This is a genomic window from Pseudomonas sp. YQ_6, from assembly GCF_043103245.1.
Classification (GTDB): Bacteria; Pseudomonadota; Gammaproteobacteria; order Pseudomonadales; family Pseudomonadaceae; genus Aquipseudomonas; species Aquipseudomonas alloputida.
The window spans coordinates 114,675-139,626 of the sequence record NZ_JBICJR010000027.1; the positions used below are offsets into that span (position 1 = coordinate 114,675).

The 24,952-nt window shown below is 62.7% G+C and carries 23 protein-coding genes; 9 read left to right on the forward strand and 14 right to left on the reverse strand.

Annotated features, from left to right (window positions below; genetic code table 11):
• The 7 genes from ACF8FG_RS08610 to gloB form a co-directional block, all read right to left on the reverse strand.
• Positions 1-1,608, reverse strand: a complete 1,608-nt coding sequence (locus ACF8FG_RS08610; protein WP_014590295.1) for an ABC transporter ATP-binding protein — start codon at positions 1,606-1,608, stop codon at positions 1-3.
• Between the two features lies 1 nt (position 1,609).
• Positions 1,610-2,629, reverse strand: coding sequence for an ABC transporter permease (locus ACF8FG_RS08615; protein WP_014590296.1), 1,020 nt, complete (start codon positions 2,627-2,629; stop codon positions 1,610-1,612).
• Between the two features lies 1 nt (position 2,630).
• Positions 2,631-3,704, reverse strand: a complete 1,074-nt coding sequence (locus ACF8FG_RS08620) for a microcin C ABC transporter permease YejB (protein WP_014590297.1) — start codon at positions 3,702-3,704, stop codon at positions 2,631-2,633.
• 1 nt (position 3,705) lies between these two features.
• A complete protein-coding gene (locus ACF8FG_RS08625; protein WP_076402755.1) occupies positions 3,706-5,541 on the reverse strand; it encodes an extracellular solute-binding protein in 1,836 nt (611 codons plus the stop codon).
• Positions 5,538-7,367, reverse strand: coding sequence for an extracellular solute-binding protein (locus ACF8FG_RS08630; RefSeq protein WP_041166876.1), 1,830 nt, complete (start codon positions 7,365-7,367; stop codon positions 5,538-5,540). The genes ACF8FG_RS08625 and ACF8FG_RS08630 overlap by 4 nt, the downstream gene beginning before the upstream one ends.
• 220 nt (positions 7,368-7,587) lie before the next feature.
• Complete coding sequence (locus ACF8FG_RS08635) at positions 7,588-9,015, reverse strand: lytic transglycosylase domain-containing protein (protein ID WP_014590300.1); 1,428 nt, start codon at positions 9,013-9,015, stop codon at positions 7,588-7,590.
• A gap of 100 nt (positions 9,016-9,115) precedes the next feature.
• Positions 9,116-9,895 carry a hydroxyacylglutathione hydrolase gene (gene gloB / locus ACF8FG_RS08640; RefSeq protein WP_119714031.1) on the reverse strand — a complete coding sequence of 260 codons (780 nt, stop codon included), beginning with the start codon at positions 9,893-9,895 and terminating at the stop codon, positions 9,116-9,118.
• 85 nt (positions 9,896-9,980) lie between these two features.
• Here gloB and ACF8FG_RS08645 point away from each other — a divergent pair, with 85 nt between their 5' ends.
• The 4 genes from ACF8FG_RS08645 to ACF8FG_RS08660 all read left to right on the forward strand — a co-directional run bounded on the left by ACF8FG_RS08645 (position 9,981) and on the right by ACF8FG_RS08660 (position 14,552).
• Positions 9,981-10,754 carry a class I SAM-dependent methyltransferase gene (locus ACF8FG_RS08645; RefSeq protein ID WP_014590302.1) on the forward strand — a complete coding sequence of 258 codons (774 nt, stop codon included), beginning with the start codon at positions 9,981-9,983 and terminating at the stop codon, positions 10,752-10,754.
• A 15-nt stretch (positions 10,755-10,769) separates the two neighbouring features.
• Positions 10,770-11,216, forward strand: a complete 447-nt coding sequence (gene rnhA / locus ACF8FG_RS08650) for a ribonuclease HI (protein WP_003251460.1) — start codon at positions 10,770-10,772, stop codon at positions 11,214-11,216.
• A 50-nt stretch (positions 11,217-11,266) separates the two neighbouring features.
• Positions 11,267-12,025 carry a DNA polymerase III subunit epsilon gene (gene dnaQ, locus ACF8FG_RS08655; protein ID WP_318082114.1) on the forward strand — a complete coding sequence of 253 codons (759 nt, stop codon included), beginning with the start codon at positions 11,267-11,269 and terminating at the stop codon, positions 12,023-12,025.
• 277 nt (positions 12,026-12,302) lie between these two features.
• Positions 12,303-14,552 (forward strand): Orn/Lys/Arg decarboxylase N-terminal domain-containing protein, encoded by a 2,250-nt coding sequence (locus tag ACF8FG_RS08660; RefSeq protein WP_076403803.1) that lies wholly within the window; start codon positions 12,303-12,305, stop codon positions 14,550-14,552.
• On the opposite strand, the gene ACF8FG_RS08665 is transcribed toward ACF8FG_RS08660, so the two are convergent.
• Entirely contained in the window at positions 14,536-14,754 is a 219-nt protein-coding gene (locus tag ACF8FG_RS08665; protein WP_010954911.1) for a hypothetical protein, read from the reverse strand. The two genes, ACF8FG_RS08660 and ACF8FG_RS08665, sit on opposite strands and share 17 nt — an antisense overlap.
• A 156-nt stretch (positions 14,755-14,910) precedes the next feature.
• Here ACF8FG_RS08665 and chrR point away from each other — a divergent pair, with 156 nt between their 5' ends.
• A complete protein-coding gene (gene chrR, locus ACF8FG_RS08670; RefSeq protein WP_014590305.1) occupies positions 14,911-15,471 on the forward strand; it encodes a class I chromate reductase ChrR in 561 nt (186 codons plus the stop codon).
• Between the two features lie 105 nt (positions 15,472-15,576).
• On the opposite strand, the gene ACF8FG_RS08675 is transcribed toward chrR, so the two are convergent.
• Positions 15,577-17,649 (reverse strand): TonB-dependent receptor domain-containing protein, encoded by a 2,073-nt coding sequence (locus ACF8FG_RS08675; RefSeq protein WP_019438100.1) that lies wholly within the window; start codon positions 17,647-17,649, stop codon positions 15,577-15,579.
• Positions 17,650-17,869: 220 nt separating this feature from the next.
• Here ACF8FG_RS08675 and ACF8FG_RS08680 point away from each other — a divergent pair, with 220 nt between their 5' ends.
• From ACF8FG_RS08680 to ACF8FG_RS08690, 3 genes are read left to right on the forward strand one after another with little or no spacing between them, the layout of a single operon-like run.
• A complete protein-coding gene (locus tag ACF8FG_RS08680) occupies positions 17,870-18,118 on the forward strand; it encodes a helix-turn-helix domain-containing protein (protein ID WP_003251454.1) in 249 nt (82 codons plus the stop codon).
• Between the two features lie 11 nt (positions 18,119-18,129).
• A complete protein-coding gene (locus ACF8FG_RS08685; RefSeq protein WP_014590307.1) occupies positions 18,130-18,477 on the forward strand; it encodes a head completion/stabilization protein in 348 nt (115 codons plus the stop codon).
• Positions 18,470-18,832: a hypothetical protein gene (locus ACF8FG_RS08690; RefSeq protein WP_014590308.1), complete on the forward strand. Its 363-nt coding sequence runs from the start codon at positions 18,470-18,472 to the stop codon at positions 18,830-18,832. Before ACF8FG_RS08685 ends, ACF8FG_RS08690 begins: the two co-directional genes overlap by 8 nt.
• Here the strand turns inward: ACF8FG_RS08690 and ACF8FG_RS08695 are convergent.
• A complete protein-coding gene (locus tag ACF8FG_RS08695; RefSeq protein ID WP_014590309.1) occupies positions 18,829-19,209 on the reverse strand; it encodes a helix-turn-helix domain-containing protein in 381 nt (126 codons plus the stop codon). The genes ACF8FG_RS08690 and ACF8FG_RS08695 overlap by 4 nt on opposite strands.
• A gap of 179 nt (positions 19,210-19,388) precedes the next feature.
• On the opposite strand from ACF8FG_RS08695, the gene ACF8FG_RS08700 reads away from it, so the two are divergent.
• The gene (locus ACF8FG_RS08700; RefSeq protein WP_004576942.1) at positions 19,389-19,652 is read left to right on the forward strand and encodes an ogr/Delta-like zinc finger family protein; all 264 of its coding nucleotides are present in this window, start codon (positions 19,389-19,391) and stop codon (positions 19,650-19,652) included.
• Positions 19,653-19,742: 90 nt separating this feature from the next.
• Here the strand turns inward: ACF8FG_RS08700 and nuoN are convergent, their stop codons facing one another.
• The 4 genes from nuoN to nuoK are packed head-to-tail and all read right to left on the reverse strand — an operon-like array spanning position 19,743 to position 24,951.
• On the reverse strand, positions 19,743-21,212 hold the full coding sequence (nuoN, locus tag ACF8FG_RS08705; protein ID WP_003251449.1) for an NADH-quinone oxidoreductase subunit NuoN: 1,470 nt from the start codon (positions 21,210-21,212) through the stop codon (positions 19,743-19,745).
• 7 nt (positions 21,213-21,219) lie between these two features.
• Complete coding sequence (nuoM, locus tag ACF8FG_RS08710; RefSeq protein ID WP_014590310.1) at positions 21,220-22,752, reverse strand: NADH-quinone oxidoreductase subunit M; 1,533 nt, start codon at positions 22,750-22,752, stop codon at positions 21,220-21,222.
• Between the two features lie 40 nt (positions 22,753-22,792).
• Positions 22,793-24,646: an NADH-quinone oxidoreductase subunit L gene (gene nuoL / locus ACF8FG_RS08715; protein ID WP_014590311.1), complete on the reverse strand. Its 1,854-nt coding sequence runs from the start codon at positions 24,644-24,646 to the stop codon at positions 22,793-22,795.
• On the reverse strand, positions 24,643-24,951 hold the full coding sequence (gene nuoK / locus ACF8FG_RS08720; RefSeq protein ID WP_003251446.1) for an NADH-quinone oxidoreductase subunit NuoK: 309 nt from the start codon (positions 24,949-24,951) through the stop codon (positions 24,643-24,645). Before nuoK ends, nuoL begins: the two co-directional genes overlap by 4 nt.
• Position 24,952: the final 1 nt, after the last annotated feature.

Here is a 24,952-nt window from a genome sequence, read left to right on the forward strand (position 1 = left end):
CTACAAATCCTCAACCTCCAAAAACGCCGCCTCCAGCAACTGCCGCGTATAGGGATGCTGCGGCGCATGGAAGATTGCCTGCGCGTCCCCTTGCTCTACCACATGCCCATGCTTGATCACCATCAATTGGTGGCTCAACGCCTTGACCACTGCCAGGTCATGGCTGATGAACAAGTAGGTCAGGTTGTACTTCTGCTGCAGATTACGCAGCAGCTCGACCACTTGCCGCTGTACGGTACGGTCCAGCGCCGAGGTGGGCTCATCCAGCAGAATCAGCGCCGGCTTCAGCACCAGCGCCCGGGCAATCGCTATGCGCTGGCGCTGGCCACCCGAAAACTCATGCGGGTAGCGATGCCGCGTGCGCGGGTCCAGCCCCACTTCCTCCAGCGCCGCGATGATCGCCGCTTCCTGTTCCTGCGCATTGCCAATACCGTGAATGCGCAACCCTTCGCCGACGATATCCGCTACGCACATGCGCGGGCTCAGGCTGCCAAACGGGTCCTGGAACACCACCTGCATTTCCCGCCGCAAGGGTCGCACGGCTTTCTGGTTCAGCCCTTCGAGGTTCTGCCCATGAAAGCGAATGCCGCCCTGGCTGGAAATCAGCCGCAAGATCGCCAGGCCCAATGTGGACTTGCCCGACCCGGATTCGCCAACAATGCCCAGCGTCTGGCCCTGGGGCAAGCTGAAGTTGACCCCGTCCACCGCCTTCACATGGTCGACCGTGCGTTGCAGAAAGCCCTTCTTGATCGGGAACCAGACCTTGAGGTCATCCACCTCCAGCAACGGCGCGCCCACCGGATTGTGCGCCGGCAGCCCGCTGGGTTCGGCATTGATCAGCATCTGGGTGTAATGGTGCTGTGGCGAACTGAACAGCGTGGCGCATTCGGCTTGCTCGACAATTTGCCCACGCTGCATCACGCACACGCGGTGAGCGATGCGGCGTACCAAGTTCAGGTCATGGCTGATCAGCAACAGGGCCATGCCCATACGTGCCTGCAATTCCTTGAGCAGCTCGAGTATCTTCAGCTGCACGGTCACATCCAGCGCCGTGGTCGGCTCGTCGGCAATCAGCAGCTCGGGCTCGTTGGCCAGCGCCATGGCGATCATTACCCGCTGGCGCTGCCCGCCCGACAATTCGTGGGGCAGGGCCTTGAGGCGCTTGCGCGGCTCTGGAATGCCGACCATATCCAGCAACTCCAGGGTGCGCGCAGTCGCTTCCTTGCCGGTCAGGCCCTTGTGCAGCAGGAGGATTTCGTTGATCTGCTTCTCGATGCAATGCAGCGGGTTGAGTGAGGTCATCGGCTCCTGGAAGATCATCGCAATGCGGTTACCGCGAATGCGCTGCAGGGTCTTCTCGTTCTGCTGCAGCAGGTCCTTGCCTTCGTAGCGGATGCTGCCGCTGGGGTGCCGGGCCAGGGGATAGGGCAGCAGGCGCAGGATCGAGTGCGCGGTGACCGATTTGCCCGAGCCACTTTCGCCCACCAGGGCCAGTGTCTCGCCTTTGCGAATATCGAAGCTGACGCCGTCCACCACCCGGTTGACCTGGTCCCCGGTCACGAACTCCACGGCCAGGTCCCGCACTTCGATCAGGTTCTGTTCACTCATGTCACTTCCTCGGGTCGAAGGCGTCGCGGGCGGATTCGCCGATGAACACCAGCAGGCTCAGCATCAGCGCCAGCACGGCAAAGGCGCTGATGCCCAGCCATGGCGCTTGCAGGTTGGACTTGCCCTGCGCCACCAGTTCGCCCAGCGAGGGCGAACCGGCGGGCAGGCCGAAGCCGAGGAAGTCCAGGGCGGTGAGGGTGCCGATGGCACCGGTGAGAATGAACGGCATGAAGGTCATGGTCGAGATCATGGCGTTGGGCAGGATGTGCCGGTACATGATTGCGCCGTTGCGCATGCCAAGTGCACGGGCGGCGCGCACGTATTCCAGGTTGCGCCCGCGCAGGAACTCGGCGCGTACCACATCCACCAGGCTCATCCACGAGAACAGCAACATGATGCCCAGCAGCCACCAGAAGTTGGGTTGCACGAAGCTGGCCAGGATGATCAGCAGGTACAGCACAGGCAGGCCGGACCAGATTTCCAGAAAGCGTTGCCCGGCCAGGTCGACCCAGCCACCGTAGAACCCCTGCAGGGCGCCTGCGATGACGCCAATAATGGAGCTGGCCACGGTCAAGGTGAGGGCGAACAGAACCGAAATGCGGAAGCCGTAGATCACCCGCGCCAGCACGTCGCGGCCCTGATCGTCGGTGCCCAGCCAGTTGTCCGCCGAAGGTGGGGCGGGGGCGGGGACACGCAGGTCATAGTTGATGCTCTGGTAGCTGAACGGAATGGGCGCCCACAGCACGAAGCTGTCTTTCTTCGCCAGCAGTTCGCGGATGTAGGGGCTCTTGTAGTTGGCTTCCAGCGGGAATTCCCCGCCGAAGGTGGTTTCCGGGTAACGCTTGAACGCCGGGAAGTACCATTCACCGTCGTAACGTACGGCGATCGGTTTGTCGTTGGCGATCAGTTCGGCGCCCAGGCTCAGCCCGAACAGAATCAGGAACAGCCACAACGACCACCAGCCACGGCGGTTGGCCTTGAAACGCTCGAAGCGCCGGCGGTTGAGGGGGGACAAGGCCATGTCAGTGCTCCCGGCTGGCAAAGTCGATGCGCGGATCGACCAAGGTGTAGGTCAGGTCGCCGATCAGTTTCACCACCAGCCCCAGCAGGGTGAAGATGAACAGGGTGCCGAAGACCACCGGGTAGTCGCGGTTGATGGCCGCTTCGAAACTCATCAGGCCGAGGCCGTCGAGACTGAAGATCACCTCGATCAGCAAGGAGCCTGTGAAGAAGATGCCGATGAACGCCGAAGGGAAACCGGCGATCACCAGCAGCATGGCGTTGCGGAACACGTGGCCGTACAGCACCCGTGATCGGCTCAGGCCTTTGGCTTTGGCGGTGACCACGTATTGTTTGTTGATCTCGTCGAGGAAGCTGTTCTTGGTCAGCAGGGTCATGGTGGCGAAGTTGCCGATGACCAGCGCGGTGATCGGCAGCACCAGGTGCCAGAAGTAGTCCAGCACCTTGCCGGTGGTGCTCAGTTCGTCGAAGTTGTTGGAGGTGAGGCCACGCAGCGGGAACCAGTCGAAGTAGCTGCCACCGGCGAACAGCACGATCAGCAGGATGGCGAACAGGAACGCCGGGATGGCGTAGCCGACGATGATCGCCGAACTGGTCCACACGTCGAAGTGGCTGCCGTGGCGCACGGCCTTGGCGATCCCCAGCGGGATCGACACCAGGTACATGATCAGCGTGCTCCACAGCCCCAGCGAGATCGAAACCGGCATCTTCTCGGCGATCAGGTCGATCACCTTGGCGTCGCGGAAGAAGCTGTCGCCGAAGTCCAGCCGGGCATAGTTCTTGACCATGATCCACAGCCGCTCGGGCGGCGACTTGTCGAAACCGTACATGCGCTCGATTTCAGCGATCAGCGCCGGGTCCAGGCCCTGGGCGCCGCGGTAGCTGGAGCCGGCCACGGAAACCTCGGCGCCGCCACCTGCAATGCGGCTGGTGGCGCCTTCGAAGCCTTCGAGCTTGGCGATCATTTGCTCGACCGGGCCACCGGGGGCGGCCTGGACGATGATGAAGTTGATGATGAGGATGCCGAACAGGGTCGGAATGATCAGCAGCAGGCGGCGCAGGATGTAGGCCAGCATCTTAGTTGGCCTCGTCCGCAGGCGCTTCGCTGACCGCCGGGGTTACATCGGGCTTGATCCACCAGGTGTCGATGCCGATGTCGTACTTGGGCGACACGTTCGGGTGGCCGATGTGGTTCCAGTAGGCCACACGCCAGGTCTTGATGTGCCAGTTGGGAATCACGTAATAGCCCCACAGCAGCACGCGGTCGAGGGCGCGGCAGTGGTCGATCAGGCTCTGCCGAGAGTCGGCGTTGATCAACTGGTCCACCAGTTGGTCGATGGCCGGGTCGCGCAGGCCGATGAAGTTGCGGCTGCCGGGGTTGTCGGCGGCGGCGCTGGACCAGAACTCGCGCTGCTCGTTGCCTGGCGAGTTGGATTGCGGGTAGCCGCCAACGATCATGTCGTAGTCACGCGAGCGCAGGCGGGTTATGTACTGCGAAACGTCGACGCGGCGAATGTTCAGCTCGATACCGAGGTCGGCAAGGTTGCGCTTGAACGGCAGCAGAATGCGTTCGAACTCGGTCTGCGCCAGCAGGAACTCGATGCTTGCCGGCTTGCCTTGGGCGTCGACCATCTTGTCGTCGACGATTTTCCAGCCGGCTTCCTGCAACAGCTTGTAGGCCTGGCGCTGTTGCTCGCGGATCATGCCGCTGCCGTCACTGACCGGGTTGTGGAAGATCTCGGTAAATACTTGCTCGGGCACTTTGCCGCGCAGTGGTTCGAGGATTTTCAGCTCGTTGGGGCTGGGCAGGCCGCGGGCGGCCATTTCCGAGTTCTCGAAGTAGCTGCCGGTACGGGTGTAGGCGCCGTTGAACAGCTGCTTGTTGGTCCACTCGTAGTCCAGCAGCAGGCTCAGGGCCTGGCGCACACGCACATCCTGGAACACCGGGCGGCGGATGTTGAAAATGAAGCCCTGCATACCGGTGGGGTTGCCGTTGGGCAGCTCTTCCTTGATCAGGCGACCTTCGCGCACGGCGGGCACGTTGTAGGCGGTGGCCCAGTTCTTAGCACTGACTTCCAGGCCATAGTCGAATGCCCCGGCCTTGAGGGCCTCCAGGGCGACGGTGGTGTCGCGGTAGGAGTCGAACGTCATGGCATCGAAGTTGTAGAAGCCGCGGTTGATGGGCAGGTCCTTGGCCCAGTAGTCCTTGACCCGTTCGTAGCGCACCGAGCGCCCGGCCTTGACCTTGGCGACCTTGTACGGGCCGCTGCCCAACGGGATTTCCAGGTTGCCGCGGTTGAACTCGCGGTTTTCGTACCAGTGCTTGGGCAGTACCGGCAGCTGGCCGAGAATCAGTGGCAGCTCGCGGTTGTTCTTGTGCTTGAACTTGAACAGCACCTTCAGCGGTTCTTCGGCGACCACTTCGGCGACGTCGGCGTAGTACTGGCGGTACAGCGGGGCGCCGTCCTTGATCAGGGCGTTGAAGGTGAACACCACGTCGTCGGCGCGCATCGGATGGCCATCATGGAAGCGCGCTTCAGGGCGCAGGTAGAAGCGCACCCAGCTGTTGTCCGGGGCCTTTTCGATCTTGCCGGCCACCAGGCCGTATTCGGTGAACGGTTCATCCTGGCTCTGGCGCATCAGGGTGTCGTAGATAATGCCGATGTTCTCGGCCGCCACGCCTTTGTTGATGAACGGGTTGAGGCTGTCGAAGCCGCCGAAGCTGGACTGGCGGAAGGTGCCGCCCTTGGGCGCATCCGGGTTGACGTAGTCGAAGTGCTTGAAGTCGGCGGGGTACTTGGGTGGCTCATCGTAAAGGGTGAGCGCGTGCTGCGGTGCGGCCAGCGCGGGAAGGCTCAGGCAGGCGAGCAACAGGCTGCCTGCCAGCCGGCGCAGACGGTGCGTTGGCGTCATTGGGCTTTCTCCGAAGTCTTGATCCACCAGCTGTTCAGCCCAAGGGTGTAGGGCGGCGTGGTGACGAAGGCGAACCGGTTGCGGTAGGCCAGGCGATGGTTGTCGAGGTACCAGTTGGGGATCATGTAGTAGTGCCATGAGAGCACGCGGTCCAGGGCGCGGGCAGCGGCGACCTGGTCATCGCGGGTGCGGGCGGCGAGCAGGGTGTCGAGCAGGTGGTCGACCACCGGGTCCTTGACCCCAGCATAGTTCTTGCTGCCCTTTGTCACGGCCTGGCTGGAATGGAAGTACAGCCACTGTTCGAGGCCGGGGCTGAGGGTCTGGTTCAGGGTCATCAGAATCATGTCGAAATCGAACTGGTCCAGGCGTTGTTTGTACTGGGCACGGTCCACGGTGCGCAAGCGCGCATCGATGCCGATGCTGGACAGGTTTTCGACATAAGGTTGCAGGATGCGTTCAAGGTTGGGATTTACCAGCAGCAGTTCCATGCGCAATTGCTGGCCCTTGCTGTCGACCAGGCGCTGGCCGTGCAGCTTCCAGCCGGCCTCGGCGAGCAGGCCCAGGGCCTGGCGCAGGGTCTGGCGGCTGATACCCCGGCCATCGGTGTGGCTGACCTTGTACGGTTCGCTGAACAGCTTGGCCGGCAACTGGTCACGGAACGGCGCCAGCAGCAGCCACTCCTTGCCGGTGGGCAGGCCGCTGGCGGCGAACTCGCTGTTGGGGTAGTAGCTGGTCGAGCGGCGGTAGGCGCTGCTGAACAGCGCGCGGTTGGTCCACTCGAAGTCCAGCATCAGCCCCAGCGCCTGGCGTACCCGCGGGTCACTGAACGCGGCCCGGCGGCTGTTCATGAACAGGCCCTGTGTTTGCGTGGGGATGCTGTGCGGGATTTGTGCCTTGATCACTTCACCCCGGCGCACGGCAGGGAAGTTGTAACCGTTGGCCCAGTTTTTTGCCTGGTGCTCGATATAGATGTCGAACTCGCCGGCCTTGAATGCTTCGAAGGCCACCGTCGCGTCACGATAGAACTCGTATTCGACCCGATTGAAATTGTACTTGCCACGGTTGACCGCCAGGTCTTTGCCCCAGTAGTTCTTCACCCGTTCAAACACCAGGCGTCGTCCGGGTTGTACCTGGGTGATGCGGTAGGGCCCGCTGCCCAAGGGGGGCTCGAAGGTGGTGGCCTTGAAGTCGCGCTTCTGCCAGTAGTGTTTGGGCAGCACCGGCATTTCGCCCAGACGCAGGATCAGCAGCGGGTTGCCGGCGCGTTTGAACACGAAGCGGATGCGTAGCGGGCCGAGGATGTCCACCCGCTGCACTTCCTGCAGGTTGGTGCGGTAGATCGGGTGGCCATCCTTGAGCAGCGTGCGGTACGAGAAGGCCACGTCAGCCGAGGTGATGGGCTGGCCGTCATGCCAGCGGGCTTCGGGGCGCAGGTTGAACACCACCCAGCTGCGGTCCTCGCTGTACTCCACCGAGCGGGCGATCAGGCCATAGCTGGAGGTCGGCTCGTCACCGGACGGGTCGTACTGGCCCGTGCCGACCATCAGTGGCTCGTTCAGCTCGCTGATGCCGTACTGCTGGAAATTGGGCGTGGTAATCGGGCTCGACCCTTTGAAGGTGTAGGGGTTGAGCGTGTCGAAGGTACCAAAAGCCATGGCCCGCAACGTGCCGCCCTTGGGCGCTTGCGGGTTGACCCAGTCGAAGTGGGTGAAGGTGGCTGGGTACTTGAGCGTGCCGAACTGCGCGTATCCGTGGCTTTCGCTCACCATCGCGGCTGCGGGAAAGCTCAAGGCCAGGCTGAGTGACAGCAGGAGGGGACGTATCAAGTCGGCATCCGATCCAGAGGCGTTGGGCTTTGATCGAGTACAGTAACAGCTTGGTGGGGTTGGAAAAAGAGAGGGGCTGGGGTTTTCCAGTGGCTGGGTTTTCAGGCCTATTCGCGGGCACGCCCGCTTCCACAGGTACGGCACCGGCTTTGAGGGCTGTGAAAAACCTGTGGGAGCGGGCGTGCCCGCGAATGGGCTGCAAAGCAGCCCCTGTAACGACTCAATGCCCGAGGTAGACGGTCAGGGTCTGGCCTGGCTTGAGGGCATGGCCGCTGCGTGGGTTCCAACGCTTGAGGTGCTTCATTTCCACATTGAAGCGCTTGGCCACCAGGTACAGGGAGTCGCCCTTGCGGACCTTGTATTGCGTGGAGCGCTTCCCGGAGGCGGCAACCCGGTTGCCGGCGGCGCTCGGTGCACTGCCGCCGCGCAGGGCCAGAACCTGGCCAGCACGCAGACTGTTGCCGGACAAACGGTTCCAGCGCTTGATGTCCTTGACCGACACACGGTTGGCCTTGGCGATGGCGCTCAGGTTATCGCCACGCTTGACCCGGTAGCTGCGCGCCGTCGGTGCCTTGGCTTCGGCCACGGCCCGGGCAAACGCTGCTTTCGGCGGTTGCAGGCTGACCAGTTGCTCCGGGTTGAGGTTGGACAGGCTGGCACTGAGCAACTGCGCCTTGGCGGTGGGCACCAGCAGCTGTTTCGGGCCATCGACGGTCATGCGCTTCTTGAATGCCGGGTTGAGCTGGATCAGCTCGTCCTCGTCGATGTTGGCAAAGGCCGCGACCCGGGTAAGGTCCAGGCGGTCATTGATCGCCACCGCTTCGAAGTACGGTTCGTTGGCGATCGGGGTAAGATTGACACCATAGGCTTCTGGCGTGGACACCACCTGCGACAGTGCCAGTAACTTGGGCACGTAGTCGCGGGTTTCCTGTGGCAGCGGCAGGTTCCAGTAGTCGGTCGGCAGGCCGAGCCTTTCGTTGCGCTCGATGGCTCGGCTGACGGTGCCTTCGCCGGCATTGTAGGCCGCCAGGGCCAACAGCCAGTCGCCGTTGAACATGTCGTGCAGGCGGGTCAGGTAGTCCAGCGCGGCGTTGGTCGACGCGGTGACATCGCGGCGGCCGTCATAGAAGTTGGTCTGGCGCAGGTTGAAGTGGCGACCGGTAGCCGGCATGAACTGCCACATGCCGGCAGCGCTGGCGCGTGAGTAGGCCATGGGGTTGTAGGCACTTTCGATGGCTGGCAGCAGGGCCAGTTCCAGCGGCATGTCGCGTTCTTCAAGGCGCTCTACGATGTAGTGCAGGTAGAGGCTGCCACGTTCCCCGGCGCTTTCGATGAAGGTCGGGTTGCTGGCGAACCACAAGCGCTGCTGCTCGATGCGCGGGTTGACGTCGATGCTGTCCTGCAGGGCGAAGCCCTGGCGCATGCGCTCCCAGACATCCTGCGGCGCCTGTTCGGCCGGCTTGACCAGCAGCGGTGAAGGTTTGTGCTTGATCCGTGCCTGGTAGTTGTGCGCGCGAACGCTATCGGATTCGTCGAGCTGACGGGTGCTCTGGCAGCCCACCAGCGTGGCGGCCAGGGCCAGCGCGCTGATTTGGGCCAGGCGCGTCAGGGCGGCGGAATGAGAGGTTCTGCGGCTACGGGAAGACATCGGCTGACACGGGTATCCGGGCGAAAAATTTCGGCGATTCTAGAAACCGCTCCGGCCCCGGTCAACCTTCTACCCTCACTTGCGATATATCTTGCGGTTATCAGAAGGTGTCCTTCCAAGACCTCAAGGCAGCAAAAACAGCGACATGCGAGGTGTTTGAATGTCCCTTCCATTCGTCTGCTTTTTGTTTAACTAATGTTTCAGAGGTACGCAGAAAGGGGTTGGTCAGGCGCTCCAGGCCGATCGTTGAGGGCAAGCTGATGCGATTTTCGGCGCGCAAACGGGTAACCTCCTCGAAGCGTTGCTGAACGTGCGGGTTGGTCGGTTCCACAGCCTTGGCGAAGCGCAGGTTGCTGAGGGTGTATTCATGGGCGCAGTACACTTGTGTCTGCTCTGGCAGGGCCGCCAGGCGGGCGAGGGCGGGCTGCATCTGTTCGGGTGTACCCTCGAACATGCGCCCGCAACCGGCGGCGAACAGGGTGTCGCCACTGAACAGGATGGGCGTTGCTGGCTGGTCGCTGAAGAAGGCGATATGCCCCAGGGTGTGGCCGGGTACCGCCAGTACCTGGAACGTCACACCCAGTACGTCCACCCTGTCGCCTTCGTCCAGGGCCAGGTCGCGGCCGGGAATGCGCTCGTTGGCAGGGCCACAGACCCGTGCGCCGGTCAATTGCCTGAGCCGTTCCACCCCGCCGACATGGTCATTGTGGTGGTGGGTGACGAGGATGTCGCTCAGCACCCACTCCGGGTTGGCAGCCAGCCAGCGCTCCACTGGGCCGGCATCGCCCGGGTCGACCACCGCACAACGGCGTTTGGCAGTATCCTGTAACAACCAGATGTAGTTGTCGGAGAAAGCGGGGAGAGCTTCGATCTGTATCATGGTGCGGATCCGATTCGCCTAGCGTGGCACATGAGGGCATCTTAGCCGCGATGGCGCGGTGGGAGAACCTTCGAGGGAGAGCGCAATGACCGACCAAGCCTTTGCCCAGGCCGACCCGGACTGGGTCGAGCTGATCAGCCTGGCCCGTGAGTGGTTCAACGGCCCACTTGGGCAACTGATGCTCAAGGAGGAGGACAAACTGCTGGAAGAAGAGCTCGGGCGCTTCTTTGGCGGCTATCTCGTGCATTACGGGCCCTGCGCCGAGCCACCGCCCAGAGCCCCCCAGGTGCAGCGTAACGTGCGCCTTGGTGCGCCCTTGCCGGGTGTGGAGATTGTCTGCGAAGAGCAGGCCTGGCCGTTGAGCGAGCACGCTGCCGACGTGGTGGTGCTGCAGCATGGCCTGGACTTCTGCCTGTCACCCCATGGCCTGCTGCGCGAGGCCGCCAGTGCCGTACGCCCGGGCGGGCACCTGCTGATCGTGGGGATCAACCCCTGGAGCAGCTGGGGCATGCGCCATTTCTTCAGTCACGGTGCTCTGCGCAAGGCGCGCTGCATCTCGCCGTCACGGGTGGGCGACTGGCTCAACCTGCTGGGCTTCGCGCTGGAGAAACGTCGCTTCGGGTGCTATCGTCCGCCGCTTGCCTCACCGGCCTGGCAGCAACGCCTGGAGGGCTGGGAACGACTGGCCGGCGGCTGGCAGGGCTCCGGTGGCGGGGTGTACCTGCTGGTGGCGCGCAAGATGGTGGTAGGCCTGCGGCCTTTGCGGCCGGAACGTCGCGAGCCGATGGGCAAGCTGCTGCCGCTGCCACTGGCGAAGGTCAACCGCACCGTAGCCAACCCCGAAACTGACAAGCACTGAATTCAAGAGTGGTACATGAGCGATAGCGTCGAGATGTTTACTGATGGTGCCTGCAAGGGCAACCCTGGCCCGGGTGGCTGGGGCGTGCTGATGATCTACAAGGGCGTCGAGAAGGAACTGTGGGGCGGCGAACGTGAGACCACCAACAACCGCATGGAGCTGATGGCCGCGATCCAGGGCCTCATGTCGCTCAAGCGTGAATGCGAGGTGGTGCTGACCACGGACTCGCAGTACGTGATGAAGGGCATCAACGAATGGATGGTCAACTGGAAGAAGCGCGGCTGGAAGACCGCCGCCAAGGAGCCGGTGAAGAACGCTGACTTGTGGCAGCAGCTCGATGAGCAGGTCAACCGCCACAAGGTGACCTGGAAGTGGGTGCGCGGCCATATTGGCCACCCCGGCAACGAACGCGCCGACCAGCTGGCCAACCGTGGGGTCGATGAGGTACGCGCCCAGCGTTGAGCTGGGGTACAATCGCGGCCTTTGTAACGGATGCAAGTTGGAGCGCCCGCGTGGAGCAGCAGCAAGATAAACGGTTCGTCATTCTCGATACCGAAACCACGGGTATGCCGGTTGGCGAAGGCCACCGGATCATCGAGATCGGCTGTGTCGAGGTCATCGGCCGGCGCCTGACCGGGCGACACTTCCACGTCTACCTGCAGCCCGACCGCGAGAGTGACGAGGGCGCGATCAACGTTCACGGCATCACGGATGCCTTCCTGGTCGGCAAGCCACGGTTTGGCGATGTCGCCGAGGAGTTCTTCCAGTTCATCCAGGGCGCCACGCTGGTCATCCACAACGCGGCGTTCGACGTTGGCTTCATCAACAACGAATTCGCCTTGCTGGGCCAGCAGGACCGCGCTGACATTTCGCAGCACTGCACCATTCTTGACACCCTGCTGCTGGCACGTTCGCGCCACCCGGGGCAGCGCAACAGCCTGGACGCGCTGTGTAAACGCTACGACATCGACAACTCGGGCCGTGAGTTGCACGGCGCACTGCTCGACTCGGAACTGCTGGCCGACGTTTACCTGGCAATGACCGGTGGCCAGACGAGCCTGTCGTTGGCTGGGAATGGGGCAGATGCCGAAGAGGACGGGCAAGGCGCTGGCGGCAGCGAGATCCGCCGGATTGTCGGGCGTACGCCGGGGCGGGTGATCATGGCCAGCGCTGAAGAGCTGGAGGCGCATTCCGAGCGGCTGGCAGCCATTGCCAAGTCGGCGGGTGGGCCTTCGCTGTGGCAGGCCCTGACTGAGACGCCAGCCGGCTGATCTTTCGCCCTGCAACAGAAGTGGAGATCGTTGCAGGAGCGGGTTTACCCGCGAATACGGTGGCGGCTGCGGCGGTGAATGGCGGGGGGCAGATTGGCCAGCAGGCCCGGCCCTTTCGCGGGTAAACCCGCTCCTACGACGCCTGTGTCCAATCACCGACCGGTGTCCACCACCAATCAGGTGTAGGGGCGGCTTCACTCGCGAAAGGGCCAGTACAGGCAATACAAGGCTCAACTACCCTGAAATGGACGCCATGTCCTTCGGAGGTAGCCACCTGATGTACAAGGACCTCAAGTTCCCGATCCTCATCGTCCACCGCGCCATCAAGGCCGACAGTGTTGCTGGCGAGCGTGTGCGCGGCATCGCCGAGGAATTGCGCCAGGATGGCTTTGCCATTCTCGCCGCCGCTGACCACGCCGAAGCACGGCTGGTCGCCGCCACCCACCACGGCCTGGCCTGCATGCTCATCGCGGCCGAAGGCGCTGGCGAGAACACCCATCTGTTGCAGAACATGGCCGAGCTGATTGGCCTGGCCCGCTTGCGTGCACCCAACCTGCCGATCTTCGCCCTGGGCGAGCAGGTGACCTTGGAAAATGCCCCCGCCGAAGCCATGAGCGAGCTCAACCAGCTGCGTGGCATCCTTTACCTGTTCGAAGACACCGTGCCGTTTCTCGCCCGCCAGGTAGCGCGTGCTGCACACACCTACCTCGACGGCCTGCTGCCGCCGTTCTTCAAGGCGCTGGTGCAGCACACCGCGCAGTCCAACTATTCCTGGCACACCCCAGGCCATGGTGGCGGTGTGGCCTATCATAAAAGCCCGGTAGGCCAAGCCTTTCACCAGTTCTTCGGGGAAAACACCCTGCGTTCGGACCTGTCCGTTTCCGTGCCGGAGCTGGGTTCGCTGCTCGACCACACAGGCCCGCTGGCCGAAGCCGAGGCCAGGGCGGCGCGCAACTTCGGCGCCGACCACACCTTCTTCGTCATCAATGGTACCTCCACGGCCAACAAGATCGTCTGGCACGCCATGGTCGGCCGTGACGACCTGGTGCTGGTGGACCGCAACTGCCACAAGTCGGTGGTGCACGCGATCATCATGACGGGTGCCATCCCGTTGTACCTGTGCCCGGAGCGCAACGAACTGGGCATCATCGGCCCGATCCCGCTCAGCGAGTTCAGCCCCGAGGCGATCGCCGCGAAGATTCAGGCCAACCCCCTTGCCCGGGATCGGGGGCAGCGTATCAAGCTGGCGGTAGTGACCAACTCCACCTACGACGGGCTGTGTTACCACGCCGGGCTGATCAAGCAGGCCCTGGGTGCCAGTGTCGAGGTGCTGCACTTCGACGAGGCCTGGTTTGCCTATGCCGCGTTCCACGACTTTTTCACCGGGCGCTACGCCATGGGCACCGCCTGCGCGGCAGACAGCCCGCTGGTGTTCAGTACCCACTCCACCCACAAGCTGCTGGCGGCGTTCAGCCAGGCCTCGATGATTCATGTGCAGGACGGTGCCAGGCGGCAGCTGGACCGGGACCGTTTCAACGAAGCGTTCATGATGCACATCTCTACCTCGCCGCAGTACAGTATTCTCGCCTCGCTGGATGTGGCTTCCACCATGATGGAAGGGCCGGCTGGGCGCTCGCTGCTGCAGGAGATGTTCGACGAGGCCTTGAGTTTTCGTCGTGCCCTGGCCAACCTGCGTGAGCACATTGCCGCAGAGGACTGGTGGTTCAGCATCTGGCAGCCGCCAAGTGCCGAGGGCATGCCCCGTTTGGCCGCGCAGGACTGGCTGCTGCAGCCGGGGGCGCAATGGCATGGGTTTGGTGAAGTGGTGACCGACTATGTGCTGCTCGACCCGCTGAAGGTAACCTTGGTAATGCCGGGCCTGAGCGCAGACGGTGTGCTGGGCGCGCGCGGCATCCCGGCGGCGGTAGTCAGCAAGTTTCTCTGGGAGCGCGGGCTGGTGGTGGAAAAAACGGGCCTGTACAGCTTCCTGGTACTGTTTTCCATGGGCATCACCAAGGGCAAGTGGAGCACCTTGCTCACCGAGCTGCTGGAGTTCAAGCGCCACTATGACGGCAACACCCCAATCAGCAGCTGCCTGCCCAGTGTGGGGGCTGCCGACGCCTTGCGCTACCAGGGCATGGGCCTGCGCGACCTGTGCGACCAGTTACATGACTGCTACCGCGCCAATGCCACGGCCAAGCAGCTAAAGCGGCTGTTTACCCGTTTGCCGGAGGTGGCCGTCAGCCCGGCCCAGGCCTATGACAAGATGGTGCGTGGCGAAGTGGAGGCGGTGCCGATCGAGGCACTGCTGGGGCGTGTGGCGGCGGTGATGCTGGTGCCGTACCCGCCTGGCATCCCATTGATCATGCCGGGTGAGCGGTTCACCGAGGCGACCCGCTCGATCCTTGATTACCTGGCATTCGCCCGAGCATTCAACCAGGGCTTTCCCGGGTTTGTCGCCGATGTGCACGGCCTGCAGCACGAAGGGGGCCGCTACACGGTGGATTGCATCACGGAATGCGCGTGATCTCGACGCCGGAACGTGCCAGCTCGAAACGGTTTTCACCCAGGTGGTTGACCTTGTCGCCGATGGCCAGGCGGTAGGTGGTGATGGGGGCGCCCAGCGTGCTGCCGTCGAGTTGCAGGGTGGATTCCTGAAACTCGTGCACGGGGTAGATGCGGCCTTCGGCGTCACGGGCGTGGAATTGGCCGACCATTACTGCTGCCATTTGGGTGGAAACCTCTGAATTACGTAGGAAATGTATGAAGGCATAGACCGTGAAACAGATGCGGAAGTTTTCGCCCTGCGGAAAAAAAACTCAGGCGCCGGATAACGGTCATCTATAACTACAACGTCTAATTAACCCGCAAAGGTTGGAATTGCCATGAGCCAGGTGTATTCGGTAGCAGTCGTCGTGGGCAGCTTGCGCAAGGAGTCCTACAACCGCAAGGTCGCCCGCGCACTTTCGGAGCTGGCGCCGTCCAGCCTTGCGCTGAAGATCGTCGAGATTGGCGACCTGCCGCTGTACAACGAAGATATCGAAGCCGAGGCACCGCCGGAAACCTGGAAGCGTTTTCGCGATGAGATCCGCCGCAGTGATGCAGTGCTGTTCGTCACCCCGGAATACAACCGCTCGGTGCCGGGCTGCCTGAAAAATGCCATTGATGTGGGTTCGCGTCCTTACGGGCAAAGTGCCTGGAGCGGCAAGCCGACGGCGGTGGTGAGTGTGTCGCCGGGGGCGATTGGTGGCTTTGGCGCCAACCATGCGGTGCGCCAGTCGCTGGTGTTTCTCGACATGCCCTGCATGCAGATGCCCGAGGCTTACCTTGGCGGTGCGGCGAGCTTGTTCGAGGATTCGGGCAAGCTCAACGATAAGACGCGACCGTTCTTGCAGGCGTTTGTCGACAAGTTTGCTTCATGGGTGAAGTTGAACAGGGCGGTCTGAACCCCGAATCATGCTGTGCAGCGCCCCCCCCCGCAGGAGCGGGTTTACCCGCGAATGCGTCATTGACTTTGCCGACGCATTCGCGGGTAAACCCGCTCCTACCCGTCAGCGGAAGCTGTAGGATACCCCCGCATATACGCCAAACCCTTCGCCCGGTGTCGAACGGGCATTGTCCTTGCCTGCGTCGTTGTAGGCCGGCGTCACGGTCGCTGCATAGCGCTGGTTGGTCAGGTTGCGCAGGTCCAGCCAGGTCTGCCAGTCCTGTTTCGGTGAGTCCCAGCCAACGCGTGCGCCGAGCAAGGCATATTCATCGGCGTGGTAGCTATTGGCGTAGTCCACCTGCACCTTCGAAGCCATTTGTGTGTTGACCCCGGCATAGAAGCCGCTCGGCCAGTCATAGCGCAGCTCGGCCTGGTAGTAGTGCATGGGGATGCCGGGCAGACGGTTGTCGCCAAACGTGTCGTCATCACGGTAGTGGAAGTCGCTGAAGGTGTAGGCCTGGCGCAAGCTCAGCTTGCCAGTGCCCGCGCGCTCCCACAGGGTGCTGTCGAGGCCGGCTTCCACGCCTTGGTGCACGGTAGCGCTGGCGTTGAATTCCGAGGTGAAATTTGGCACTACCTCAACGGCCAGCAGTTCGTGGCGTACTTGCGAGTAGTACCAGGCCAGGTCCCAGCGGCCGAGGGCCGAGTCGCCACGGGCGCCCAGTTCGAGGGTGGTGGCTGTCTGGTTTTGCATCTCGATCGGCTGGATCTGCTTGCCGCCTGTGCTGGGCGCGCTCCAGATCAGCGACCATGGGTGTGGCGGCTCTACCGAACGGCTCAGGTTGCCGTACACCTGCAAGTCCGGGCGGATGTCGTAGCGCAGCCCCAGGCGGGGGGCATAGTCCCAGTCATGCATGCTCACCTTGCCGCCTTCAGCGGGGTAGGTCACGTCACTTTCGCGGCGCGTGTAGATCATGGCCAGGCCGGTGCTCAGCCACAGGTTGGGGACCAGTTCCAGGTCGTTGCCAACATGCAGCACGGTGTCCGAGCCCTGGTAGGTGAAGTCACGGGTGCGCTCGCCAAACACATCGCCATTGCGGGTAAATTGCGAAGCGCCGCTGTTGGGCAGGTGCTTGGTGGTACGCCAACCGACGGTGGTCTTGCTCTCGCGGCCGAACAGTGTGTCGCGGCGGAAATAGTTCAGCGTGCCGCTGACATCGGTGTAGGCGACCTTCAGGCGCATGGGGCCTTCGCGCAGGTCCATCGGGTAGTCGTGATAGACCAGGCCGGCTTCCAGGCGTGCCTCGTCGTCGAGGTAGAAGGTCGTCTTGTTGCCCACCCAGGTGCTGCCTGGTTGCGGGCGGCTGTCGTCGCGTGCCAGATAGTTGGGGTTGGCCGCGCGCGGGTGGTGCTTGATCTGGTCCTTGGTCAGGCGGCCTGGCAGTTCGTTTTCAGTTTCCCGATAGCGCAGGTAGAAGCGGGTTTCCAGGTTGGGGTTGAAGCGGTAACCGACATTGGCGGCAATGCCCTTGGCGCTGCCGCTGCTGTGCGCCTGGTAGCCGTCATATTCCGAATCGGTCAGGGCCACGTAATAGTCGAGATTGCCCAGCACCTGGCCCGAACTGATGTGCCGATGCTGGTAGCCGCGGCTACCGACCTCGTAGCGTACTTGCAGTGCAGGCGCGTCGTAGCCGGTGTGGGTGACGTAGTTGATCGCACCGCCCAAGGCCAGGGAGCCTTGGTCAAAGCCATTGGCGCCACGCAGCACTTCGGCACGGCTCAGCCACAGGGGTTCGAACAATTCGTAAGGCGTGCCGCCCGGGCCTGTCAGCGGCAGGCCGTCGAACATCGTGTAAACGCCGGAACCGTGCGCCCCTGGCGCACGGTTGAGGCCCGAGCCGCGTATCGACAGCTTGATGCCGTCGTTGCCTGCCGATTGGGCGAATACCCCAGGCTGGTAGGCCAGCACGTCCTGGTTGCTGGCCACTCGGCCTTGCCCTACGCGCTGCATGTCCACCAGGTTGCTGGCTCCCGGTATTTCACGCAGGCGCTCGCTGGCTGCCGTCAGCTCGTTCTGCTCCTCATCGGTGATCAGCACTCGGCCCAATTCGACCGAGGATGCCCCCAGGGCGGGCTGAGTGGCAGCCAAGGCCGCCAGCAGACCGAGGCAGGACGAGAGGGGTAAATCGGAACGCATTGTACGACTCCAGGCGAAAGGCGAATGGACAACGGCGTTGAGACGAGCGAAATGCGGCTTGGAGCACGCAGAAAGTCAGCAAATCGTGCGTAACCTTCGTCATGCGGTCTTGTACGAAAGTTCTTTACAAACCACGGCGGTGGAGGTGGGTGGCCTGTGCTTCGTAAGGTGACTGCAAGTAGGCAGCAATGCCTCGCTCAATCACCCGTGGAGTTCAAACATGACTGACAACGCTCGACACTCGCAGCAACCCTTGGCGGACGCCCCGGTTCGCCTGACGCCACGTGAACAGCAAGTGCTGTTGTGGTGTGCTTATGGCAAGAGCTCGTGGGAGATCGGCCAGATCCTTGAATGCAAGGAGTCGACGGTGAACTTTCACGTGTCCAACATCCTGCGCAAATTCGAAGTGCCTACCCGGGTGGCTGCTGTGATCAAGGCCATTCGCTACGGCATGCTGGCCGAGCAGTAAGGGGGTAGCGCATGAGCAACGATCCTCGGCTACCGCGCTTTGCCGATTGCCACGACCCGTTCTGGCCGCGGGTGGATCTGGGCAGGTTGCGTGAGCACCTGCAACTGCCGCGGTCTGTCAGTGACGCTGCTTTGGAAGTGGCCGCGCGCTGCGCAGCCATCGAAGCAGCACGGGAATTCGCCCGCTGGCGGTCAGTGCTGCGAGCGCGGGGCTACAAGCGGCTCGAGGATGTGGCCGGGCATGATCATGGGCGTGCCTTGCGGGTGTGCTACATCCGTTTTGTCGAAGCGGCGGTCATGTATAGCCTGGGTTCAACCGCCTGCCTGCCTGTTCCGCGCGGAGGGCAAGTGCATGCCTGAGCGATCTGTTTTCGACCACCTGGCTCCGGCATTGGTGACGTTCCTGGGGGTGGATGGCGATGTGCTGTTCGCCGCGCTGCTGGGAGCATTGTTGGTGAGCGCGGCACGCGATCGATTGATTACCAGTGAGGCCAGGCGCCTGACGCTGGCCAAGAAACTGCTGCTGCTATTCGTGACCGTGGGTGTGGGCCATTTGTTCGAGCCACTGGTTTCGTCATTGGTGCCATTGCTGACCCGGGGCATGGCGGCATTCGTGGCCGCTGTAGTGGTGATCCCCATCAGCCTCAAGGTCATGGTCTGGCTGGATACACTTGACCCGCGCGAGCTTATCCAGCGCTGGCGCCGTCGGGGTTAGCCATTGGTTGCGCCGCCGAGCTCACTCAGTTGCTGTTCCAACTGCTGGATGCGCTGCTTGTCCTTGATGAACAGCAGGATGGCCTGGCGGTCGCTGTGCGAGAGCGTGCGCAGCCGTTCGAGCATCTCGCACTCCCAGCCCGCATCATCTGGGCCGGCGGGGTTGTGCTCGGCTTGGCCCAGCAATAGCCAGTCCAGTGAGCATGCATGCTTTTTGGCGATGTCTATGCAAAGTGAGTAAGGGATGCTTTCGCGAACCTTCCAGCTACTCAGCGTTTGCGGGCTGACCGACAGTGCACGTGACAGCTCGGCATCAGTGTTTGCGCCAGTGAGAAGCTTAAGGCGCGTGAGCACCTCAGCAAGTATGTGAGTACTCATAACAAATATCCATGACTGGTTTAATGATATTCCATGGGCTTAAACTACTCGTTATGAATACAGCCCTGCGTTTTAAGGAGCACTTCTGCAATGAGAACCATCAAATTGAAGAATACACCCACAGTTGCAGCCAATACTGATACACAGGCTAGCCTGGGCAATGCTAGCAGGTACTTGCCGTGAGTACTTACAAGCTGGTTTGCCCGCATTGCCACAGCCGGATGCGCATACGTACTAGCGAAGGGCGCCATATTTTCCTGCGAATCGCTTATTTGCAATGCACCACCGAGGCGTGTGGCTGGTCAGTGCGCGCCGAATTCGAAATGACCCATGAACTCTCCCCCAGCGGCATGCCCAACCCGGAAGTGTACCTGCCTTCGGCCAATGGTGATTTGCGCAAGGCCGCGTTGCCGGGCGCAGGCCAGGGCTGCCCGAGTGAGTGAGGCACCATTGGGCGCAGGTAGAAAAACGTGTAGATAAAAAAACACCCCGCCTAGGCGGGGTGTTTTCTGTTACCGGGGCTGCCGGGGTGATCAACCGATCAGTTGCAGGCCCGCTTGCTGAACCAGTTCCAGCAGGGGCTGCGGGTACACACCCAGTACGAAAGCGAGAATGGCGATAGCCAGCAGCATGACACCGCCGGTGCGCTGTTCCCACTTGAGCGGGGCGTCGTGACGACGCAGGTTCGGCTCGACCAGGTACAGGGTAACCATGACGCGCAGGTAATAGTACACGCCGATGGCGCTACCGATCACCAGCGCACCGACCAACCACCACAGGTGCGATTCGACGCCGGTAGCGATGATGTAGAACTTGCCGATGAAGCCGGCGGTCAGCGGGATACCCGCCAGCGACAGCATCATCACGGTCAGTACCGCTGTCAGGTACGGGCGGCGCCAGAACAGGCCGCGGTACTCGTACAGGGCATCGGCGTCACGGCCGCCGTATGGCGAGGACATCAGGGTGATGACGCCGAAGGCGCCCAGGCTGGTGATCACGTAGGTGACCAGGTAAACGCCCATGGCTTCCAGGGCCAGGCCCTTGCTGGCGACCAACGCGATGACCAGGTAACCGAAGTGGGCGATGGACGAGTAACCCAGCAGACGCTTGAGGTTGCTCTGGGTCAGCGCCAGCAGGTTACCAATCAGGATCGAGGCTACGGCAATCACCGCCAGTACGGTGCTGAGCACGCCGCTGCTGGCAGCAGGGGAGAGCATGAACAGGCGTACGACAACGGCGAATACTGCTACCTTGCTGGCGGTTGCCAGGAACGCGGCGACCGGCGCCGGAGCGCCTTCGTACACGTCCGGGGTCCACAGATGGAACGGTACCAGCGACAGCTTGAAGGCCAGGCCGACCAGCATCATGCCCAGGCCCAGCTGGGCCACCAGGCTTGGCATGCTGGTGGTAGCCAGGGCCTTGCCGATCTGGTCGAAGCTCAGGCTGCCGGCGTCGGCGTACAGCAGGGCCATGCCGAACAGCAGGAAAGCCGAGCCTGCGGCCGACAGCACCATGTACTTGATGCCGGCTTCCAGTGATCGCTTGTTGAAGAAGGCATACGCCACCAGGCCGTAGACCGGTACCGACAGCAGCTCCAGGCCGATGAACAGGCCGGCCAGGTGGTTGGCGCTGACCAGCACCAGGCCACCGAGGGCCGACATCAGCAGCAACAGGTACAGTTCTTCACGGTTGCCCGGGAAACCCTTGGAGCCCTCGCCGAGGTAAGCGTGGGCGAGGGTGACGCAGGCCAGCGTTGCTATGAGGATGATCGCCATGTACAGGCAGGCGAACTTGTCGATGGTGATCAGCGAGGTGACCGCCAGCGGCGCGACCTTCAGCGCCGGCAGGAGCGACAGCAGGGCCAGGTTCAGGCCCACGGTGGACAGCAGGAAGGTCTGCGAGTGGTTGCGCTTCCAGGCGATCGCCAGCATCACCACCACCGTGGTGATGGTGGTGATCAGCATCGGCGCCAATGCGATGAAGTGTTGAGTGGTGAATTCCATAGCGCTCTTACCGGGCCGAAGCGAGTTGAGTGAAAGCGGATCCGAGCCACTGCTGCACACCACTCATGGTGGCGGCAGAGGTGTCGAGGAACGGCTGCGGATACACGCCCAGCAGGATCAGCAATACCGCCAGACCCAGAACCATGATCAGTTCGCGACCGTCCATGCCGGCCAGCACGGTGTCGGTCTTGGCCGGGCCGAAGTAGGCGCGGTGGATCATGATCAGCGAGTACACCGAACCGAACACCAGGCCGGTGGTGGCAATCACGGTGATCCACGGTACATGCACGAAGCTGCCGATCAGGATCAGGAACTCGCCGACGAAGTTGCCGGTGCCGGGCAGGCCCAGCGATGCCGCTGCGAAGAACAGGCTGATGGCCGGCAGGTAGGCGATGCGATGCCACAGGCCACCCATCTGGCGCATGTCACGGGTGTGCAGGCGCTCGTACAGCTGGCCGGACAGGATGAACAGTGCCGCAGCCGACAGGCCGTGGGCCAGCATCTGGATCACCGCACCTTGCAGGGCCTGCTGGCTGCCGGAGTAGATGCCGATCAGCACGAAGCCCATGTGCGAGACGCTGGAGAAGGCGATCAGGCGCTTGATGTCGGTTTGGGCGAAGGCCAGGAAGGCACCGTAGAAGATACCGATCAGGCCCAGGGTCATGGCGATCGGCGCGAACTCGGCCGAGGCGTTCGGGAACAGCGGCAGGGCGAAGCGCAGCAGGCCGTAGGCCGCGGTCTTCAGCAAGATACCCGCCAGGTCCACCGAACCTGCGGTCGGTGCCTGGGCGTGAGCGTCAGGCAGCCAGGAGTGGAACGGCACCACCGGCAGCTTCACCGCGAAGGCGATGAAGAAGCCCAGCATCAGCACGTACTCGACACCGGCTGGCAACTCGGCCTTGAGCAGGTCGCTGTAGTTGAAGGTGAGCACGCCAGTGGTGTTGTAGTTGACCAGCACCAGGCCCAGGATCGCCACCAGCATGATCAGGCCGCTGGCCTGGGTGAAGATGAAGAACTTGGTCGCCGCGTAGATCCGGGTCTTCTTGCCGTCTGCCGAGCTATGACCCCAGAGCGCGATGAGGAAGTACATCGGCACCAGCATCATTTCCCAGAAGAAGAAGAACAGGAACAGGTCCAGGGCCAGGAACACACCGACCACGCCGCCGAGGATCCACATCAGGTTGAGGTGGAAGAAGCCGACGTGGCGCTGGATCTCTTTCCAGGAACACAGTACCGACAGCACACCGAGCAGGCCGGTGAGCAGGATCATCAGCAGCGACAGGCCGTCCAGGGCCAGGTGGATGCTGATGCCGAAACGCTTGATCCACTCGACTTTGTATTCGAGTGCCCAGGCCGGTTCGGCGCCCGGTGCGGGAGCGAGGGTGTAGTCGCCGGTACCCCACAGCCACAGGCCGATGCCAAGCAGCAGGGACATGGTAAGCAGCGCGATCCAGCGCGGCAGGGTGGCGCCGAAGCGCTCACCCAGCCAGCACAGGAAGCCGCCGATGAAGGGGATCAGGATCAGCCAAGGCAAAATCATGACGGGTTGGTTTCCTTTGGCAAAGTCGCAAGATTCATAGTCATACCGCAGCCACTACCACGGCACCGAGCACCAGCACGGCACCCACGGCGATAGAGGCGGTGTACCAGCGCAGTTGGCCAGTCTCGGTCTTGCTCATGGCCACGTGGCCGCCACGCGCCATCCGAGGAATCAGGCCGATGGTGCGGTCAACCGGGTCCTTGCGCAGGATGTGGCTGATCAGCAGGTACGGTTTGACGAAAAGCTTGTCGTAGATCCAGTCGAAGCCCCAGGCAGCGAACCACCAGGCCGACAGGACGCGACCGATGCCACTGTTGGCGACGGCGCTGACGAAGCGGCGCTTGCCCAGGAACAGCAGGGCGGCCAGCAGGATACCGGCGATGGCGATGGCACCCGAGGTGATCTCCAGCGCGTGCTTGGCTTCGCCACCGGCATGGCCGGCGCTTTCTGGCAGCACACCGGCCAGCGGCGGGGTAATCCAGGCGCCGACGAAGGTCGACAGCACGATCAGCACGCCCAGCGGCAGCCAGTGGCTGATGCCGTGGCCCGCGTGGGCTTCGGTCTTGGCTTCGCCGTGGAAGGCGATGAAGATCAGGCGGAAGGTGTACAGCGAGGTCATGAACGCGCCTACCAGGCCGGCATACAGCAGGCCGGTGTTGCCGCTGGCGAAGGCTTCCCAGAGGATCTCGTCCTTGGAGTAGAAGCCTACGGTCACGATCGGCAGGGCCGCCAGTGCCGCGCCACCGACCACGAAGCTGGCGTAGGCCAGCGGCAGTTTCTTCCACAGGCCGCCCATCTTGAAGATGTTCTGCTCGTGGTGGCAGGCAACGATCACCGCACCGGAGGCAAGGAACAGCAGGGCCTTGAAGAAGGCGTGGGTCATCAGGTGGAAGATCGCCGCGTCCCAGGCACCCACGCCCAGGGCCAGGAACATGTAGCCGATCTGGCTCATGGTCGAGTAGGCGAGGATACGCTTGATATCGGTCTGTACCAGCGCAGCGAAGCCTGCCAGTACCAGGGTCACGCCACCGACCACACCTACAAGGTGCAGGATGTCCGGCGCCAGCAGGAACAGGCCGTTGGTACGGGCGATCAGGTACACGCCCGCGGTCACCATGGTTGCGGCGTGGATCAGTGCCGAAACCGGAGTCGGGCCCGCCATGGCGTCGGCCAGCCAGGTCTGCAGTGGCAGCTGTGCCGATTTACCGACCGCACCACCCAGCAGCATCAGCGTGGCCAGTACCATCCAGGTGTCGCCAGCCTGGAACTTCTGCGGTGCCAGCACCAGCAGTTCCTGCACGTTCAGGGTGCCCAGCTGGGCGAACAGGATGAACAGGCCGATGGCCATGAACACGTCGCCGATACGGGTGACGATGAATGCCTTGAGTGCCGCGTTACCGTTGTTGCGGTTGCTGTAGTAGAAACCGATCAACAGGTACGAGCACAGGCCCACGCCTTCCCAGCCGAAGTAGATGAACAGCAGGTTGTCGCCGAGGACCAGGAACAGCATGCTGGCGATGAACAGGTTGGTGTACGAGAAGAAGCGCGAGTAGCCGGCTTCGCCACGCATGTACCAGGATGCGAACAGGTGGATCAGGAAGCCGACACCGGTCACCACGCCGAGCATGGTGACCGACAGGCCGTCCAGGTACAGGGTGAAGTTCGGCGCGAAGCCGTCCACCGACATCCACTGCCACAGCAGCTGGCTGTACGCGCCGCCCTCAGGCGGGGCGACGTTGAACTGCCAGATGACGTAAGCGGCCGTGGCGGCCGACAGGCCTACCGAGCCGACGCCGATCAGGGCGGACAGGTTCTCCGAGAACCGTCCACGCGAGAACGACAGCAGCAGGAAGCCGACGAGGGGAAAGACGAAAGTCAGGAAGAGAAGGTTCATCCGCGCATCTCACTGGCAGCATCGATGTCGAGAGTGTGGAAGCGGCGATACAGCTGCAGCAGGATGGCCAGGCCAATGCTGGCCTCGGCGGCTGCCAGGCTGATCACCAGAATGAACATCACCTGGCCGTCGGGCTGGACCCAACGGGCACCGGCGACGACGAACGCCAGGGCAGAGGCGTTCATCATGACTTCCAGGCTCATGAGCACGAAGAGGATGTTGCGGCGGACCATCAGGCCAACCAGACCTAAGCAGAACAGGATGCCGGCGACCGCCAGACCATGCTCGAGAGGGATAGCACCCATG